This is a genomic window from Brevibacterium sp. JSBI002, from assembly GCF_026013965.1.
Lineage (GTDB): Bacteria > Actinomycetota > Actinomycetes > Actinomycetales > Brevibacteriaceae > Brevibacterium.
The window spans coordinates 2,627,499-2,645,229 of record NZ_CP110341.1 but is presented as its reverse complement, the minus strand read 5'-3'; the positions used below and the strand labels follow the sequence as shown (position 1 = coordinate 2,645,229).

The 17,731-nt window shown below is 64.4% G+C and carries 15 protein-coding genes and 1 pseudogene; 11 read left to right on the top strand and 5 right to left on the bottom strand.

Annotated elements, in window-relative coordinates; translation table 11 throughout:
• Window positions 1-6 precede the first annotated feature (6 nt).
• A complete protein-coding gene (locus tag LJ362_RS12035) occupies window positions 7-795 on the top strand; it encodes a 5'-nucleotidase, lipoprotein e(P4) family (protein WP_264799274.1) in 789 nt (262 codons plus the stop codon).
• Between the two features lie 118 nt (window positions 796-913).
• Here the strand turns inward: LJ362_RS12035 and LJ362_RS12030 are convergent, their stop codons facing one another.
• Window positions 914-1,324 carry a universal stress protein gene (locus LJ362_RS12030; RefSeq protein ID WP_264799273.1) on the bottom strand — a complete coding sequence of 137 codons (411 nt, stop codon included), beginning with the start codon at window positions 1,322-1,324 and terminating at the stop codon, window positions 914-916.
• 315 nt (window positions 1,325-1,639) lie between these two features.
• Here LJ362_RS12030 and LJ362_RS12025 point away from each other — a divergent pair, with 315 nt between their 5' ends.
• The 7 genes from LJ362_RS12025 (at window position 1,640) to LJ362_RS11995 (ending at window position 10,857) form a co-directional block, all read left to right on the top strand.
• The gene (locus tag LJ362_RS12025) at window positions 1,640-3,016 is read left to right on the top strand and encodes an MFS transporter (RefSeq protein WP_264799272.1); all 1,377 of its coding nucleotides are present in this window, start codon (window positions 1,640-1,642) and stop codon (window positions 3,014-3,016) included.
• Window positions 3,017-3,297: 281 nt separating this feature from the next.
• Window positions 3,298-4,092, top strand: a complete 795-nt coding sequence (locus LJ362_RS12020) for a DeoR/GlpR family DNA-binding transcription regulator (protein WP_264799271.1) — start codon at window positions 3,298-3,300, stop codon at window positions 4,090-4,092.
• Complete coding sequence (locus tag LJ362_RS12015; RefSeq protein ID WP_264799270.1) at window positions 4,089-5,276, top strand: 1-phosphofructokinase family hexose kinase; 1,188 nt, start codon at window positions 4,089-4,091, stop codon at window positions 5,274-5,276. Before LJ362_RS12020 ends, LJ362_RS12015 begins: the two co-directional genes overlap by 4 nt.
• A complete protein-coding gene (locus LJ362_RS12010; RefSeq protein WP_264799269.1) occupies window positions 5,273-7,423 on the top strand; it encodes a fructose-specific PTS transporter subunit EIIC in 2,151 nt (716 codons plus the stop codon). The genes LJ362_RS12015 and LJ362_RS12010 overlap by 4 nt, the downstream gene beginning before the upstream one ends.
• Before the next feature lie 38 nt (window positions 7,424-7,461).
• The gene (ptsP, locus tag LJ362_RS12005; protein ID WP_264799268.1) at window positions 7,462-9,132 is read left to right on the top strand and encodes a phosphoenolpyruvate--protein phosphotransferase; all 1,671 of its coding nucleotides are present in this window, start codon (window positions 7,462-7,464) and stop codon (window positions 9,130-9,132) included.
• Window positions 9,133-9,253: 121 nt separating this feature from the next.
• Window positions 9,254-9,535, top strand: coding sequence for an HPr family phosphocarrier protein (locus LJ362_RS12000; protein ID WP_264799267.1), 282 nt, complete (start codon window positions 9,254-9,256; stop codon window positions 9,533-9,535).
• 53 nt (window positions 9,536-9,588) lie between these two features.
• Window positions 9,589-10,857 (top strand): class I SAM-dependent methyltransferase, encoded by a 1,269-nt coding sequence (locus tag LJ362_RS11995; RefSeq protein ID WP_264799266.1) that lies wholly within the window; start codon window positions 9,589-9,591, stop codon window positions 10,855-10,857.
• 56 nt (window positions 10,858-10,913) lie between these two features.
• Here LJ362_RS11995 and LJ362_RS11990 read toward each other — a convergent pair whose 3' ends face one another.
• From LJ362_RS11990 to LJ362_RS11975, 4 genes are all read right to left on the bottom strand, one after another.
• Entirely contained in the window at window positions 10,914-11,885 is a 972-nt protein-coding gene (locus LJ362_RS11990) for an HAAS signaling domain-containing protein (RefSeq protein WP_264799265.1), read from the bottom strand.
• Complete coding sequence (locus LJ362_RS11985; protein ID WP_264799264.1) at window positions 11,882-12,229, bottom strand: PadR family transcriptional regulator; 348 nt, start codon at window positions 12,227-12,229, stop codon at window positions 11,882-11,884. The genes LJ362_RS11990 and LJ362_RS11985 overlap by 4 nt, the downstream gene beginning before the upstream one ends.
• A gap of 545 nt (window positions 12,230-12,774) precedes the next feature.
• The gene (locus LJ362_RS11980; protein ID WP_264799263.1) at window positions 12,775-14,136 is read right to left on the bottom strand and encodes an APC family permease; all 1,362 of its coding nucleotides are present in this window, start codon (window positions 14,134-14,136) and stop codon (window positions 12,775-12,777) included.
• Window positions 14,137-14,151: 15 nt separating this feature from the next.
• Window positions 14,152-15,798 (bottom strand): amidohydrolase, encoded by a 1,647-nt coding sequence (locus tag LJ362_RS11975; protein WP_264799262.1) that lies wholly within the window; start codon window positions 15,796-15,798, stop codon window positions 14,152-14,154.
• A 131-nt stretch (window positions 15,799-15,929) separates the two neighbouring features.
• Here LJ362_RS11975 and LJ362_RS11970 point away from each other — a divergent pair, with 131 nt between their 5' ends.
• The 3 genes and pseudogenes from LJ362_RS11970 to LJ362_RS11960 all read left to right on the top strand — a co-directional run bounded on the left by LJ362_RS11970 (window position 15,930) and on the right by LJ362_RS11960 (window position 17,702).
• Window positions 15,930-16,559, top strand: coding sequence for a TetR/AcrR family transcriptional regulator (locus tag LJ362_RS11970; RefSeq protein WP_264799260.1), 630 nt, complete (start codon window positions 15,930-15,932; stop codon window positions 16,557-16,559).
• A gap of 80 nt (window positions 16,560-16,639) precedes the next feature.
• Window positions 16,640-17,076 (top strand): annotated as a pseudogene (locus LJ362_RS11965) (ASCH domain-containing protein).
• Entirely contained in the window at window positions 17,073-17,702 is a 630-nt protein-coding gene (locus LJ362_RS11960; RefSeq protein ID WP_264799259.1) for a maleylpyruvate isomerase family mycothiol-dependent enzyme, read from the top strand. The pseudogene LJ362_RS11965 and the gene LJ362_RS11960 overlap by 4 nt, the downstream one beginning before the upstream one ends.
• Window positions 17,703-17,731 lie beyond the last annotated feature (29 nt).

Below are 17,731 nucleotides of genomic sequence, written 5' to 3'. Positions count from 1 at the left end.
AGATGAATGAAGAAAGCCCTCGTTCCTGCCCTGACGATTCTGCTCGTGCTCATCGTCGGGGTGATCGGATACATCCTCAATTCGGGTCCGGTATCGGGCGACGAAGCGGCGGATGACTGCGACGTCTCGGCCTACACCATGGGTGTGAAGTGGCAGCAGCAGAGCGCTGAGGCGATGGCACTGCAGGGACAGACCTATGAGATGGCTGCGCGTCAGCTCGACAAGGCCGTTTCCAAGGCCCCGGACGGGGAAGATCTGGCTATCATGACCGACCTCGACGAGACTGCCATCGACAATTCGAAGCTGCTGGCCCGTGATATCGCCAAGTGCCATGACTTCAGCGGCTGGGACACCTGGGACGACTGGGAGAAGAACGGGGAGCCGACAATGATCCCCGGTGCGTTGGAGTTCTTCGAACATGCCGACCAGCTCGGAGTCGACATCTACTACGTCTCGGACCGGACGGAAGAGAATCGGGCGAAGAATGTCGAAGCCATTGCCAAGTTGGGCCTGCCTCAGGCCGATGACGAACACGTGATGCTGCTTGGCCCGCCGAAGGATGAACGGCGTGCGAATGTCGAGGCGAACCACACCCTGCTCATGCAGCTCGGTGACACCCTGCACGATTTCGATGGCGCATTCGCGGATGCGTCCGTCGACGAGCAGAGGAAACTGGTGGAGAGGAACCGTGCGAAGTTCGGCACCGAATGGATCGTCCTACCCAATCCGACCTACGGCGACTGGAGCGAATCCGACCTGGACGCATGGGACGCACCGGTTCGCGATGATGACTGAAGTCGGTCGGCGAACCGACTGCGGGCCCGGCTGAACGCCGACCCAAGCAGCGATCCTATCGAAAATGCCCCGCACTGACGACAGTGCGGGGCATTCTCGTTCCAGCGAACCGCCGCGGTTACTTCTTCTTCCGGCGATCGACCTTGACGGAGACGACGGGGACGTCGGAGTCGAGGATGATGCGCTGGGCCGTCGAACCCATGATGAGCTTGCCGACGGGGGAGCGGCGACGCGAACCGATGACGATCATGCGGGTGTCGGCGGTCGCCTCGGCCAGCGCCAGGAGCTCTTCGACGGGATCATTGCCGCGGAGGAACTGAAGGATCTCGTGGGAGACTTCGGAAGACTTCAGCGTCTTCTTGAGCTCCTCGATGTCTTTGCTGGTGGCGACGCCGCGCTCGTCGGGAGTCTCACCGATTCCGGCATTGAGCACGACGAGGACATCGTCGAATGCGCGGGCCTGTTCGATGCCGAATTCGACAGCGGCCTTGCCTTCGGGCGAGGGGGAATAACCGACGAGGATTGTCATGATCTCTCCTGGTGCGACATTGGACGAAGCTCTCTCAATTAGTAGCATATCCGCCCTGTTCGGACGGACGGCAGCTCACTCTGCGACGAGGGAATCGGGGAGCTTCGGCTGAGATCTTCCTCACCTCGCCACAAGTGGGTCCGTCACCATCGAACGATTTCTGCTCTGTAACCGCGCGGAAACCGCGCGAAAACTTCGCGGAATCGGCCATCCGAGCGCAGATCTCAATTACCGACCGAATCGTCGGTTCCGTCGATGCGGCAGTAAGGTGACTTGGGCGCTTTTGCGCCGTGTACGAGTGAGAAAGAAGAAGCATTGACAGATCAGAATACGCATCTCGACCAGGCAGAAGCCGGTGAGACCCCAACGCAGAAGAAGTCGGAATGGCAGACGGTCAAGGCCATCATGGCGGCATCGTCGGGCAACCTAGTCGAGTGGTTCGACTTCTACATCTACGCCTTCTTCAGCGTGTACTTCGCCGATCAGTTCTTCGTTGCTGACAACCAGGCGCTGTCCCTCATGCAGGCCGCAGGCGTCTTCTTCGTCGGCTTCCTCATGCGTCCCATCGGCGGCTATATCTTCGGTCGCGCCGCCGACCGCCTCGGGCGCAAGAATTCGATGCTCATCTCCATTCTGCTCATGTGCGCCGGCTCGCTGATGATGGCGCTGCTGCCCACGAGCGCGGTCGTCGGCTCCTGGGCGGCGATCCTGCTGCTCATCGTGCGAATGATCCAGGGCCTGGCCGTCGGCGGCGAATACGGTGCGACCGCTACCTACATGTCCGAGGTCGCCACCGAGGGCAAGCGGGGCTTCTACTCCTCCTTCCAATACGTCACGCTCATCGGCGGCCAGCTGCTGGCCAGCCTGCTGGCGGTCATCATGACCCACACCCTGGGCACCGACCAGATCGAGGCCGGATGGTGGCGACTGCCCTTCGCCATCGGCGCGGCTGCCGCGATCGTCTCCCTGTGGCTGCGCCGCGGACTCGAGGAGACCACCTCGGCGGACACCCGCAAGGACGAGAACTCGGGCAGCTTCCGCGAAGTGCTGCGCCACCCTCGCGCCTTCTTCGTCGTCCTCGGCATCACCAGCGTCGGATCGCTCGTCTTCTATGTCTTCACCACCTACATGCAGAAGTTCCTGCTGCTGCAGAACGAAGGCACCGCGGGCGAAGCCGTGTTCAACAAGGGCTCCATCGCCGACCTCATGACCATCTGCCTGCTCATCTTCGTCGTCATGCAGCCCATCGCCGGCAAGATCTCGGACAAGATCGGCCGCAAGAACAACATGCTCATCTTCGTCATCGGCATGATTGCGCTGCCCATCCCGCTGCTCGGCATGATCGGCAAGGCCGATTCCGTCCTCACCGCAGGCATCCTCATCGTCATCGCCATGGCGTTCATCAGCATGTACACCTCGATCTCCGGAATCGTGAAGGCCGAGATGTTCCCTGCCCACATCCGCGGAATCGGCGTCGGCTTCACCTATGCGGTCGGCAACTCGCTGTTCGGCGGCTCCGCCGAGTACGTCGCGCTGTGGTTCCGCAACGCGGGAATCGGCACCTGGTTCGCCGTCTACGTCGTCGTCATCGCGATCGTCGGCTTCGTTGCCGTGGCCTTCATGCACGACAACCGCAAACACTCGACGATCGACAACGCCGATTCCTCGGCGTACAAACGCATCGGCAGCTGATTTCCAGACGGCTGCTCCCATCGCCGAGGCGGCCCGCCCCGGCCGCGAATGACGAGTGCCCCAGAACGCTGAGTTCTGGGGCACTCGTCATTCATCGACCCCGTCGCCTCGGGTGAGCCTCCTTGCCCGGTCGACCACAATCCGATGTGGGAATGGTTGGAAAAATGTTGGAATGTGATTGACGGTTTGTGAATAGACTCCTATGATCGATCAAACCAACAGATAGCCACGTGGCTATTCGTCCGAATCGACGATGCGCCGCGCGAAAGGAAAGGCCGGACGTGTTCGCTGAAGAACGGCAACGCCGCATCGCTGAGCTGGTCAGCGAAGCGGGCAGGGTCAATGTGACCGACCTGGCCGCCGATTTCGACATCACCACGGAAACCGTCCGACGCGACCTCGCCGCCCTCGAAAAGGCCGGAGTCCTCCAGCGCGTCCATGGGGGCGCGGTGCCGTGCCGTCCCCACAGCCTCGAAGAGCCGACCTTCGACGATCGTGAGATCCACAATCTCGATGAGAAGACCGCGATCGCCCGGTCCGCGCTGAGCCTGTTGGAGGAGACGATGAGCATCTCCGTGGACGGCGGCACGACCTGCGCGGCTTTCGCCCGTGCGATCGCCGACGACGCCCATGGCCGCCTCGTCGCCGGACAGACGCCGCGACAGCTGCGTGTCATCACGAACTCCCTGTCCGCCATCGACAGTCTGGCCGGTGCGCCCGGCGTCGAGATCTTCGTCCTCCCCGGCCGGTTCCGCCCGGTCACGCGGGCCATGGTCGGACCACAGACGATCTCGGCCGTCGAAGGCCATCGAGTGGATCTCGCGGTGCTCGGCACCAATGGCCTCACAGGTGACGGCGTCTCCACGCCCGACCATGACGAGGCGGCGACGAAGTCGGCGTTTGTGTCCTCCGGACGCAGGGTCGCTGTGCTCGCCGACTCCGCAAAGTTCGATGCCGTCTCTCTGGTGCGGTTCGCGGAACTCGACCAGATCGATGTCCTCATCTCCGATGAGACGCCAGAAAAGCCGTTGTCGGCCGATCTGGAGACTGCGGAAGTCGAGGTCGTCACTCCATGATCCTCACCCTCACAGCCAACCCCAGCCTCGACCGGACCATCGAATTGTCCGGACCGGTTCTCCACGGTCAGGTGCAGCGTGCCGTCTGGGCAGGACAGCAGCCCGGCGGCAAGGGAGTCAATGTCTCCCGTGCCGTGGCGGCCGCCGACCGTGACACCCTCGCGGTCCTGCCGGGAGACCTCGACGACCCGGTGCTCACCGGACTCGACGCGATCGGACTGGCCCATCGCGCCGTTCCCACCGGCACACCGCTGCGGTCCAATATCACTGTCACCGAACCCGACGGCACGACGACGAAGATCAACGAACCAGGCTCGCCTCTGAGCCGGCAGACTCAGAACGCACTGCTCGACCTCGTGGCCGAGCAGGCAGTCGGTGCGAGCTGGGTCGTCCTGGCCGGTTCGCTGCCTCCAGGAGTCGACGATGACTTCTACGCCCGCGTGATCAAACGTATCCGCCAGCTTGATCGTCCGCCGCTGATCGCCGTCGACACCTCCGGTGCTCCTCTGGCTGCGGCCCTGATGGCCTCACCGGATCTCATCAAACCCAACGCCGAAGAACTCGCCGAGCTCCTCAACGCCGCCGGCCTCCTGCACGCCGCTGGTCTCCGCGATGATTCCCGAGCGCACAGCGACTGCGGTGCTTCCGATTCACGCGATGCCGCCGAACTGCACCGACCCGCCGAACCCCTCGACACCGCAGAACTGCACGCAATCGCCGACCGGCTGGAATCGTCACCGCAGCTCGCCGCCCGCGCCACATCGACCCTGCTCAACGCGCGCGGCCCCCGCCCGCGGTCGATCCTTGCGACCCTGGGCGCCGGCGGCGCAGTTCTCGCCCAGCCGGACACCGCCTGGCATGCCCAGCATCCGCCGATGGAGGTCGTGAGCACCGTGGGCGCGGGCGACTCCACCCTTGCCGGGTACCTGCTGGGGCTGACCGACGGCCGTGAACCCGATGCGGCCCTGGCCCGAGCCGTCGCCTACGGAGCTGCAGCCGCCCGTCTGCGCGGCACCGGGGTGCCGAGCTCAGCGGACGCTCGGACCGACGCAGTGACCGTGATGCCACTTGAGACATCCGCAGCACCGCTGACAGGTAGTCCCACAGCACATACAGACACGCATACCGACGACACTTCCCACCGACATGAGGGCACAGCCCCCGAAGCCGAGGAGGCACGATGACATCGCTCATCACAACAGACCTGGTGGTCCTCGACGCGGATCAGGGGACGGAGTCGTCCGCTGTCATCCGCGCTCTGGCCGCCACGATCGCCGAACAGGGCCGCGCGAACTCCGCAGACGGATTGGCGGACGCGGCGATCGCCCGCGAAGAGAAGACCCCTACCGGCGTTCCCGGCGGCATCGCCATCCCGCACGCCCGCACCGAGGCGGTCACCGAACCCAGCCTCGCAATGGCCCGACTGAACCCGCCAGTCGACTTCGGTGCCAAGGACGGCCCCGCCGACCTCGTGTTCATGATCGCGGCCCCCGATGGCGCAGGGAAGGACCACCTCAAGCTCCTGTCGAAACTCGCGCGGTCGCTGGTGAAGAAGGACTTCGTCGCCTCCCTGCGCGCGGCGACGACCGAGCAGGAAGTCGTCGACCTCGTCGAAACCGCCCTCGGCCTGCGCGAGACGCCCGAAGAGCAGGCCAGCACCGAGGCGGCCCCCACCGAGACCCCCGCATCCTCGGCCGAGCGCCCCCGCCGCGTCGTCGCCGTCACGGCCTGCCCGACGGGAATCGCCCACACGTATATGGCCGCCGACGCCCTCGCCCAGGCCGGGTCCGAGATGGGCATCGACGTCGTCACCGAGACCCAGGGCTCGAGCGGCACGACTCCGATTGACCAGTCCGTCATCGATGCCGCCGACGCCGTCGTCTTCGCCGTCGACGTCGACGTTCGCGACAAGGCCCGCTTCGCCGGCAAACCCTATGTGCAGGTGCCGGTCAAGGCGGGAATCGATGATCCGCAGGGCCTCATTCGCAAGGCCCTCGCCGAGGCGGACGCTCCCAACGGCCGCAGGCTGGCCGCCGCTCACGCCGCCGCCGACGACGAATCGTCCTCGGCAGGAAACTCACGCGAAAGTGTCGGCGCCCACCTCAAGCGCGTGCTGCTGACCGGTGTCAGCTACATGATCCCCTTCGTCGCCGCCGGCGGTCTGCTCATGGCACTGGGGTTCCTCCTCGGCGGATTCGACATCCCCGACTACGCCGAGGACATCGTCCTGGGCAACTCCCTGTGGAACCTGCCCACCGAATACGGTGACCTGGCACTCGGACCCGTCGGCGCCTACCTGGGCGCCGTGGCCTTCCAGATCGGCAACCTGTCGATGAGCTTCCTCGTCGCCGCCCTGGCAGGGTACATCGCCTACGGCATCGCCGACCGCCCCGGAATCGCTCCCGGCTTCACTGTCGGCGCCGTCGCCGTGCTCATGGGCGCCGGGTTCATCGGCGGCATCATCGGTGGACTGCTCGCCGGCTATATCGCCCACTGGATCGGCGCCTTCGCTGCACCGAGGTGGCTGCGCGGACTCATGCCCGTCGTCATCATCCCGCTGGTGGCCTCCCTTGTCTCCTCCGGCCTGATGTTCATGGTCCTCGGCGGGCCGATCAGCGCCCTGACCAAGGGTCTCGACAGTTGGCTGAGCTCGATGACCGGAACCGCCGCTGTCGTCCTCGGGCTCATCCTCGGCGCCATGATGGCCGTCGACTTGGGCGGACCCGTCAACAAGGTCGCGTACTCCTTCGCCGTCGCCGGGCTCGCCGCGGGCTCCGTGGAGAACCCGGTGCCGTGGGAGATCATGGCCACGGTCATGGCCGCCGGAATGGTTCCACCCCTGGCCATGGCGCTGGCCACCGCCGTCCGCCCGCGCATCTTCTCCCAAGCGGAGAAGGAGAACGGAAAGGCCGCTTGGCTGCTCGGCGCCGCGTTCATCTCCGAAGGCGCGATTCCCTTCGCCGCCTCCGACCCGCTGCGTGTGATCCCTGCCTCGGTCGTCGGTGCCGGCGTCACGGGCGGTATGACGATGGCCTTCTCCGTGACCAGCCAGGCCCCGCACGGCGGAGTGTTCGTCTTCTTCGCCATCGACTCGTTCCTGCTGTTCCTGCTCTCCGTCGTCGTCGGCACGATCATCAGCGCCGTGCTGGTGCTCGCGCTCAAGATCCTCGTCCGCAAGGGCAGAGCGGCGAGCCTCGCCGAGGCGGCCGACCGGTCCGCATCGGCGACGACTGCAGCCGCGTCGACCGGTCCGACCACCGGATCCGGTTCGGCCGGTGAGGCTGAGCAGTCCGAACCGGTATCGTCGAACGCTGACGCCACACGAGTCTGACTGCTCTCACTGAAGAGGCAAGACAGGAAGGAATGGGGATGTCCGCAGAGTTCTCAGGCATCGGAGTCGTACCCGGGCGGGTCATCGCCCCGGCGCTGACCATGCCCGACCCCGTGTCCGCACCCGTGGCGAAGCCCGCCCTGGCCGATCCCGAAGCGGAGGCGAACAGGATCCGTGAGGCCTCGGCCGTCGTCCACGCCGAACTGCGTGAGCGAGCCGAATCCGTCACAGGAGACGCCCGCGACGTACTCAAGGCCACGGCGCTCATGGCCAAGGACCCGACCTTGGTGAAGACGGCGATCAAACGCCTGTCCGAGACCGACGCGGAGACCGCGATCTGGACGGTGGCCGCCGAGACCGCTGCGCAGCTGGAGAAGCTCGGCGGCTACATGGCCGAACGCGCAGCCGACGTCCTCGATGTCCGTGCCCGCCTCGTCGCCCATCTGCGCGGAGTGCCCGCACCCGGTATTCCACACGCGGCCGAACCCTTCGTGCTCATCGCCGCGGATCTCGCTCCCGCAGACACCGCGACGCTCGACCCGGAGCTGGTCGTCGGACTCGTCTGCGCAGAGGGTGGACCGCAGAGCCATACGGCCATCCTCGCCAGGTCGCTGGGCATTCCCGCCGTAGTGGCGGCCTCCGGCGTCCGCGACATCACCGACGGCACACCGGTCTTCCTCGATGGCGGTACCGGCGTCCTGCGCACCGAACCCGGTGCGACGGAAACCGGCCTCGTCTTGGCGTGGTCGGAGACGGCCGCTCGGCTGCAGTCGTTCACGGGTCCGTGTCTGCTGAGGGACGGCACACGGATTCCGCTGCGTGCGAATGTCGGAGACGGCGCTCAAGCACGGGCAGCGGCGGCCGCCGGTGCCGAAGGCGTCGGTCTGCTGCGCACCGAGTTCTGCTTCCTCGATCGCGACACCGAACCCAGCGTCGAGGAGCAGGCCGAGGCCTACGGGCAGGTATTCGCGGCTTTCGACGATCACAAGGTCGTCGTGCGCACTCTCGACGCCGGAGCCGACAAGCCTCTGCCGTTCCTCACCGACTCCGATGAACCGAACCCGGCCCTGGGTGTACGTGGCTTCCGGACCAGCCGCCGCGCTCAGGGAGTCCTCGAACGTCAGCTCGAGGCAATCGCGCTGGCCGCTTCGAAGCATGCGGTGACCGTCCACGTCATGGCTCCGATGATCGCCACCGCAGACGAGGCCCGGCAGTTCTCCGAACTCGTCCATGCGGCAGGACTCCCCACCGCCGGTGTCATGGTCGAGGTTCCCTCGGCGGCGCTGCAGGCGGCAGCGATCCTCGAGGAAGTCGAGTTCGCGTCCATCGGCACGAACGATCTGACCCAGTACGTCATGGCCTCCGACCGCATGCTCGGCGGTCTGGCCGAACTCAGCGACTCATGGCAGCCGGCAGTCCTGCAGCTCATCGGGATGGCTGCCGCGCAAGGAGCTGCGGCGGAGAAGTCGGTGGGCGTGTGCGGAGAGGCCGCGGCGGATCCGGCGCTGGCCGTTGTCCTCGTCGGCCTCGGAGTCACCAGTCTGTCCATGGCGCCGCGGGCTCTGCCGGCAGTCGCCGAGGTGCTGTCCGGTGTCTCCCTGGACCAGGCGCAGCAGATCGCCCGCAGCGCACTTGCGGCACGCAGCCCGAACGAGGCGAAGGCCGCAGTCCGAGCCGAGCTGCCGATCCTCGATGAGCTCGGCCTGTGAGCCCGGCCGTCGGGGGAGTGACCCCATGACATACTCAGCACCACCACAGACATCATCAACAGAAAATGCCGAAACACCGGGCAGGCCGAACCACGGCCGGTCTGACAAGGAAGGACAACTCATGGCAGAGACCATCGCAACAGTCGGAAGCACCGTCGGCCTGCACGCCCGTCCAGCAGCACTGCTGGCCGAGGCCGCCGCAGACTATGACCTCGAGATCACCATCGCCCTGGAGGGCGAACCGGCTGAGGACGCCCTCGATGCAGCCAGCGTGCTCTCCCTCATGGGCCTCGGTGCGGAATACGGTCAGAACGTCGTGCTGCGCGCCGAGGGTGACGGAGCCGACGAAGCATTGGCCAACCTCAAGCAGCTCATCGAGACCGACCACGACGCCGAAGGCTGAGCGCCGCTCTGCCGAGGAGGCGGCGACCGGTCCGCTCGGTTTAGACTGATCGAATGTCCGCCTCCCTGCTGCCCTCTGACTCTGCCGCCGCCCACCGCAGCCGGGATCTGCTGGCGATATTCCCTCAGCTGAGCGACTTGCCCGGTCTGCCGCAGGCGCGGATGCTCATCGACTACGTCATCGGCCGCCGCTGCGGAGCCCTCGACGTATCGGGTCGTAACACCGAAGGCACATTCGTCGCCGCCGAACTCTCAGCCGAGGTCCCCGAGAACCTCATCCTCGTCGACGATGCGCACGGTCTGCAGGCGACCCTACTCAGCCGGCTGACGCAGGTATGCACATACAACGACCGGCTCGACGAGGCACGGACCTTGGCCGCAGCGGTCGAGTCCCTGGCCGGAGCCGGCGAATCGGCCGGAGAGGTCGTCACAGAGGCGGCCCCTGTGCTGGCGGTGAGCGAGCTCAGTGAGATCGCGGGACTGGCCGAACTCGGTGTGGGGGAGACGTGGGCCGTCGTCAACGCTCCGAAGGCGATGAATGCGCTCACCGAGACGATCGCGGTGCTGCAGCCATTCGTGAGCACCATCATCGTCATCGGCCGCAGCGATGCGATGAGCCGGGGCGTCAACAAGGAGCTCGCCCGCGGCTTCGGCCGAGTCGATGTCTCGCCCGGGGTCGGCAAACACCGGATGATCATCGGCAGCCGCCCCCTGTCCTCGCCGAGCCTGCCGGAATTCCCGCGCCGCGGGGTGATCACCCATCGCGGTGTCGGTGAGCTCGAAGTCCGCGCGCATGGGGCATGCTTCTCCGGGACGAAGAGCGATGAGGGCTCGGAGCTGCTCGTCGACTCTCTGCTGGGACTGCTGGCCGACGAAGCGCCGGAGTCCGTGCTCGACCTCGGCTGCGGCAATGGCTGGCTGCTCACCGCGGCCATGCGAGCCTCGGGAGCGAATACGGGACTCGGCGTCGACGTGTCGAAGGCGGCGGTCGCCTCGGCGAGGGCCACGGCGGAGGCGAACGGAGTCGGAGTCGACGTCATCCTCGGTGATGCCGCGGACTCGGAGGAGCCGGCGCTCGCGGGACTGGGCGAATTCGACCTCATCCTGCTCAATCCGCCGTTCCATCAGGGGACGGCCATCGAGACCGAGACGGCCGCGGCGCTCATGGCCGCGGCCGCCGAGCATCTGGCGCCGGGCGGGCAGGTACTCACGGTGTTCAATTCGCACCTGCGTTACCGGGATCGTCTCGAATCGATCATCGGACCGAGTCGGCAGCTGGCCCGGAACAAGAAGTTCACGGTCATCGCCAGTCGCCGCGACTGATATCTCTCAGCAGCTGTGCGATCGGGTCGGCTGGTGGCCGTCCCGATCGCACAAACTCACCGACGATTGCGGCGATAGATCCGCCAGGTGCTCACCTGGTCCCAGACGGTGATGATCCAGATCGCGATGACCGTGATGATCTGCTGGATGTCGGCGTTCGCAGTGTTCGTGAGCTCGGGATGGAGGACCGGCTGAGTGAGCAGCGCAATGGTCAGGAAGACAGCCATCGCGAGGTCGACGATTCCGCCGAAGACGGCCACGGTCGGTTTCGCCGAGGCGGTCGTGAACTTGATGATCTCGACCACGGCCATGAGCGCGAGGAACGCCCAGTAGCCGACCAACCATCCGACGCCGAGAGCGGGGTTGATGAACGTCTCCCCATCGTTGAGGTGACCGACGTAGAGCAGGGTCGTCGGGATGAGCGGGACCGTTGCCAGGGCGACGATGAAGACCAGCCCGAGCCCCGCCTCGGCGCGGATCTGCTTGCCGTGGGAATCACGTCGGTCGAGATCATCAACCGTCCACGTGCCCGGCTTCCGTTTCCGAAGCGAATCGGCTGCGCCGCCGTCCATTCCGCGGTCGCCGAGGCCGATGATGATCGTGATCGCGGCGAATGCGGTCAACAGGGCGATGACCGTGTTGCCCGCCGCTTTGCCGATGATCTCTCCGATCTGGACTCCGGGGGAGATGGCGATGGTGGTCACGACGTTTGTGAGAACGGCGAGCAGACCGACGACGGGCAGGACCCAGCGCAGCGCCCAGACGAAGACCGGGTAGGAATTCGGGCCGATGAGGTGCTGCGGCGAGTTCGAGTACTCCCGCGACAGCGCGACGGGGTCGCCGAGTTCCTCAAGGACTTCGCGTTCGACGGCGGCCGTGTGATCCGGGGACGTGTCCGCATCCTCGCCGAGGCGGGCGTCGACCATATCGTCGATCGTGGCGGTGATCTCGGCGGCGATGTCGGGCCGGGAGTCTTCGGGGAGGTGGCGGGTGACGTTGTCGACGTAGATTTCGGTGAGCGCACTCATGGTGTGCCGTCCTTCCAGAGCTGGGTGATGCTGGAGTTGAGTTCGAGCCAGTGGCTGTGCAGTGCGGCGGCGACTTCGGCGCCGCTGTCGGTGAGTGTGTAGTACTTGCGGGGGCGGGCTTGCTCGGTGTTCCAAACCGATGTGAGCAGGCCCTGTTTCTCGAGCCGCCGCAGCAGGGGGTAGAGGGTGTTGGCCTCGGTGGCGATGCCTGCTTCAGTCAGCGTCGTCAGCAGCGAGTAGCCGTACTGCGGCCGTCGACAGGCGACGAGGCTGGCGAAGACCACGGTGCCGCGTCGCAGCTCCTGTTCGTGGGTGGCCAGTGCCTTGTATTCATCCTCGTTCATGCATCACACGATAGTGTGTGACGCACACTATTACAAGAGGCGGAGTTTTTTTGCTGCGGCACGGTGTGCGGCACAGCGAAACACGTTGCAGCGTGCGCCACGGCAGACCATCGGCGTCGACAGCCGTTTTGGTACAGGTTCCTGTCAACGGATCAGTTTCCTCGGCGTGCATTTTGGGGCAGGGTGTGCCAAGTCTCAAGCCTGCCGCTGGCAGGGTCCTCTGCGGTGCTGATGCTGCTGTCCAGGACTGCTGGATGTCCCTGCAGCCTGGCAGGCGTGGGGCGAGTGGATGGTCGCAGGATGTGCCATCGCCTGCGGAGTACGGACGGTGAAGTCCCGGCCCCGCAGGCGATGAATGAAGCGCGATCGCGTCAGGCCCGTGCCACGGCATCCGGCTGTTCGGAGTCGACGGAGTCACTGGCGAATTCGGAAAGCTGGGTGCGAAAGCCCTTCGTTGCCACGGCAGGGATGAGGATGACGGCTCCGATGACGAGCCGGATCGTGTCGAGGGTGATCGCGTGCCCGTTGAGCCGAGTAGGTCAACGTCAGTCCGTCAGGTCGAGCATTGGTGTCGGCCGACGGAATCCCCGTGTGACGAAAGCGAGGTATCCGACTCCGAGAACCAGCCAGATTGCGCCGATGAGAAGAGTTCGCGGAGACAGGCTCGTCCACAGCCACAGGGTCAGACAGAATCCGATTCCCGGTAGAACGATCGAACTGAGAACAGCACGTGAACCACGATTCTTCTCGTCGATGATGAAGTGTTTGATGACCGACAGATTCACTGCTGAGAACGCGATCAGAGCACCGAAGCTGACCATCTCCGATATGAAGGCCAAATCGACGGCGAGCGCAAGCAGAGAGACTGCGCCGACGGTCAGGGTTGCAATCGTGGGTGTGTGAAAGCGCGGTGACAAGCGGCCGAAGTAGCTTTTCGGGAGCACGCCGTCTCGACCCATCGCGAAGAGAATGCGTGAGACTGATGCTTGCGAGGTCAGAGCTGAGCCGCATGCTCCGGCGACGTAGGCGGCGGTGAAGAAGGCGGTGAGAAATTCGCCGCCGGCCGCGGCCATGACGTCGAGCGCGCCTGAATCGACATCGGCGAACTGATTCGACGGGTAGACCAGCTGGGCCAGGTATGACAGAACAATGTAGATGAGGCCGCCGGTGACAGTGGCGATGACGATTGCGCGGGGGACTGCTCTCTTCGCGTCCTTGGCTTCCTCGGACAAAGTCGAGACCGCATCGAAGCCGAGGAATGACAGACACAGAATCGCTGCGCCGGCCATGACGTTGTCGAATCCGGGTGCAGAACCGTCACCGGTGAATGGGGCGGTGAGGTCGACAGAACCGGATCCGGTGAATGAGGCGATGCCGAGCGCTGCGAACACAACGATGAAGATTGCTTGAGCAGCGATGATGACGATGTTGGCGCGTGCAACGGAGACGATTCCGATGACGTTGAGGACGGTGACGAGAACAATGGCAGAGACGACGAAGACCCAGGCAGGGATCATGGTGAAGGCTGCGCTGAGGTAGATGCCGATGACGAGATAATTGATCATCGGCAAGAACAGGTAGTCGAGAAGCAGTGCCCAGCCGGCAACGAAGCCGATTCCTGCTCCGAAGCTCTTCTGCGTGTACGTGTATGCCGAACCGGCGAAGGGCATTGCGGCAGCCATCTTCGCATAGGACCGCGCGGTGAACACCATTGCCAGCAACGTGATGACGTAAGCGGCCGGGACGCGGCCGCCGGTGACCTGGGTGACTATACCGTAAGTCGTGAAGACTGTCAGCGGAACCATATAGACGAGGCCGAAGAAGACGAGTGAAGGTACCCCGAGTGCACGTTTCAGGTGGGTTTGGGAGGTGTCTTGAGTGGTGGCGTTGTGATTGGAATGGGACATCATTGTCCTTTCGATTCAGTCCGCTGAATGGACGGCCACGCCGCGCAGGTATGTGCGGCGAACTGGGGCATCAGACAGTTCCTGTGGGAGCAGTGTTCGAGGATCGGTACCGAGAATGATGAAGTCGGCGCTCGCACCTGGACGGATCACTCCCCACTCTTCGGATCTTTGGTCTGCAAATGCTTGGTGGGCAACCGCGGCCGAATAGGCGTCGAGAGAGCGTTCGATGTCGAGGATCTCTTCGGGAGTCCACCCGCCGTCGGGCTCACCGTCGTCGGTCTGTCTGCTCACGGCAATGGCGAGACCCTCGAGTGGTGCCCCTGAAGTACAAGGCCAGTCCGACCCGAACGCAAGGTGCCCGCCGCTGTCGAGGACACTGCGCATCCGATATTGGGCCACGGCGCGTTCTCTGCCGATCCGGGGGACGGTGAGTACCGTCATGAGGTCATCGAGCTGCGCCCACAGAGGCTGCATATTCGCGATGACGCCGAGTTCAGCAAAGCGGGACAGGTCGGCAGAGTCGATGATCTGGGCATGTGCAATCACCGGCCGCCGATCACGGGCACCGTTGTGCCGGATTGTGTACTCGATGGCATCCAATGCCTGTCGAACGGCCGCGTCGCCGATGGCGTGGATGTGGACCTGAAACCCTGCCGCGTCGACTTCGCGAACCGCCTTTGCCAGCGAATCTCCTTCCCAGACTCGCATGCCGTGGTTGTGAAGGGAAGTGCAGTAGGGCTCGATGAGTGCACCGGTTTCGTTCTCGATGACTCCGTCGGCGAAGAATTTCACGGTCCGAGCGGTCAGGAGCGGATCCGACAGTCCCTCGATCCTTTGGCGCGCTGAGAGCATTTCGGGCAGCTGTTGCGTGAAGCGGCGGGGATCGGCGTAGAACGCGAGGTTGAATCTCAGTTTGAGCCGATCCTGCTGAGAGGCGGACACATAGGTCTCGACATCGGCTGGTTCCACCCACGCGTCCTGGACCCAAGTGACGCCTCGAGCCAGGTAATAGTCGGCTGCCCGATCGAGAGCGCGAAGTCGGACGGATTCGTGGTGCGGCGGACGAAAAGCATCGATCAGATCTACCGCACCCCATTCACGCAGAGTGCCAAGCGGTGAGCCGTCGTCTCGGCGAGGAATCTCGCCTATCTGCGGTTCAGGTGTTGCAGCGGTGATTCCCGCGAGTTCCAATGCTCGAGAATTGCACCACACGGTGTGGTAGTCCCAGGCGCGAAGGACGACCGGTCGGTCGGACACGGCTCTGTCGAGCCATTCGGCGTCGAAGAGACCGTCACGTACGAGGCTGCCGTCATATGAGGCACCAGTGATCCAGTCGTCGTCGGGATGCGCCTCGGCGTACCGTTCCACTTCGGCGATGATCTCTTCGACGCTCGTGCACGATCTCACCTGTGGGCCCTCTGCTTCCATGCCACCGAAGATCGGATGAGCATGGCCGTCGCCGAAGGACGGCATGAGGAACCCGCCATCGAGGTCTATTGACTCAAGCTCTGCGCCGACGTGGCTCGAGACTTGATCGAGGACGGCCGCCACCGCATGTGAACCAGAGGCAACGACAGTGCCGTCTTGAACCACAAGGGAATCCTCAGTTTGGGCGCCGGCGCCCAACCAGATGGTGCCGTTGTGGAAGTGCTGAGTCTTCATGGCCGTCCTCCTGCTCCATTGCGTATGGCCGGCCGCACCGGCGTTTACACGAACAGTGTTCGTGTGTGACTGGGAACACGATACACTGCTCGAAAGGTGGAAGGAAGTGCGAAATTGAGAGCGAGCATTCTGTGAGATTGAATCAGGGTCGGCTGGTTGATGCCGCGCTCGCGCTTGTCGACGACCTCGGCGAAGAGGCATTGTCGATGCGAACTCTGGCGGCTCGCGTCGACCGGCAGGTGTCCTCTCTGTACAACCATGTCTCCGGCCGAGGTGAACTCATCGAATTGATGCGCGCGCGTATAGTGGCTGGAATCGACGTTCAAGTATTTGCTGGTGTCGAGGGTTCGTCGGAGAGCATGCCGTGGGACAGGGCTGTGGAGCTGTGGGCGCGGTCGTATCTCAGGGCTTTTGCCGACCATCCGAACCTCATCCGTTTGCTGGCCACGACCTCGATTCGAGACCTCTCAACGTATGAAATGTATGACTCCGTGATCGGTGGACTTCGTCGAGGGGGATGGCCGCAGGGTCAGACTGTGGCGGTGATGCGGTCTGTCGAAGCCTATGTCCTCGGTTCCGCTCTGGACATCGTCGCTCCGGTCGACCTCATCACTCAAGAATCGGCCGGAGACAGATTTGCGGAGATCCGAGGTGCGCTGGATCCTCGATTCGGCGAGAACTCGTCAGCGGTTGCGTCCTTCGAGTTCGGTCTGGCTAGCTTGATCCAAGGCCTGAGGCATCGGCTTGAGGTCGTGTCGTGAGTCATTCGGCAAGGCTCGATGTCACACTCGACTCGTTCTGGGTGCGGGTCCGCAGCTGCATCCCCGACCTACCGGTGGCGATGCCTGAAGCATGGGCCTTCGGCGCGACTCCCAAGCATGCGGACGACCTCCTCGCTCTCGTGCTGGCTGGGACCAAGACGGGCACCGCCTCGGCGCTGTGGGACATCGAAGCCGATGACGAATCCGTACCAGAGGTGGGTGAACTGAGCATCATCCTCGACGGCCGCGGCGGCCGAGGGCCCTCATTGAAACCACGGCGATCGACATCGTTCCGTTCTGTGAGGTGACCGCCGAGCATGCCCACTCGGAGGGGGAGGGCGACCGAACCCTGGCCGCCTGGCGCGAGATCCATGAGCGCTTTTGGCAAGAGCATGGTCAACGCGGATTCGCGCCCGAGATGCCGGTCGTCTGCGAACGGTTCCGGTTGCTGTTCGACATAGAAGACGAAGGGCGCGTGAGCGTCTCCGGCGACGAATCACAGGGGACGAGCCCATGAGCGAAACCGAATCCTGGGATCTCATCCACACGGAACGCGCGCGCCTGGCCGATCTGCTCACCACACTCGAACCCGAGCAGTGGGCGCTCGCCACTCTGTGTGCAGACTGGACGGTCGAGCAGGTCGTCGCCCACCTGACGGCCGCAGCCAACACCGGGAAGTGGGCCTGGATCCGCAGCATCGTCCGGGCGGGATTCGATCCTGCCAAACACAATGCGCGACTGCTCGAGCGCAGCCTCGGTGACTCACCAGAGGAGACCCTTGCGAAGTTCCACAGCTCGATCCCACTGACTATCGCGCCGACCAAAGACTTCCCGGCCTTCCTCGGCGAAGTCATCGTCCACGGACAGGACATCGCACGACCACTGGAGCGCGACCTGACCCCCGACGCCGAGACGACAGTCGAGGTGGCCCGATACTTTGCCTCTAAGGACTTCGCCGTGAACTCGAAGACCCTGGTCAAAGGGCTGAAACTCAGTGCTGTCGACGCCGACTTCGAATCCGGAAGCGGGCCGGAGGTGACCGGTCGTGTGCTCGACCTCGTCCTGGCCATGGCCGGCCGACCGGAAGCACTGACAGCTCTGACCGGGAGCGGAGTCTCCGAACTCTGGCGACGGATGAACTGAAACCTCAGCGGTCGGAGCGCTTCGCCTAC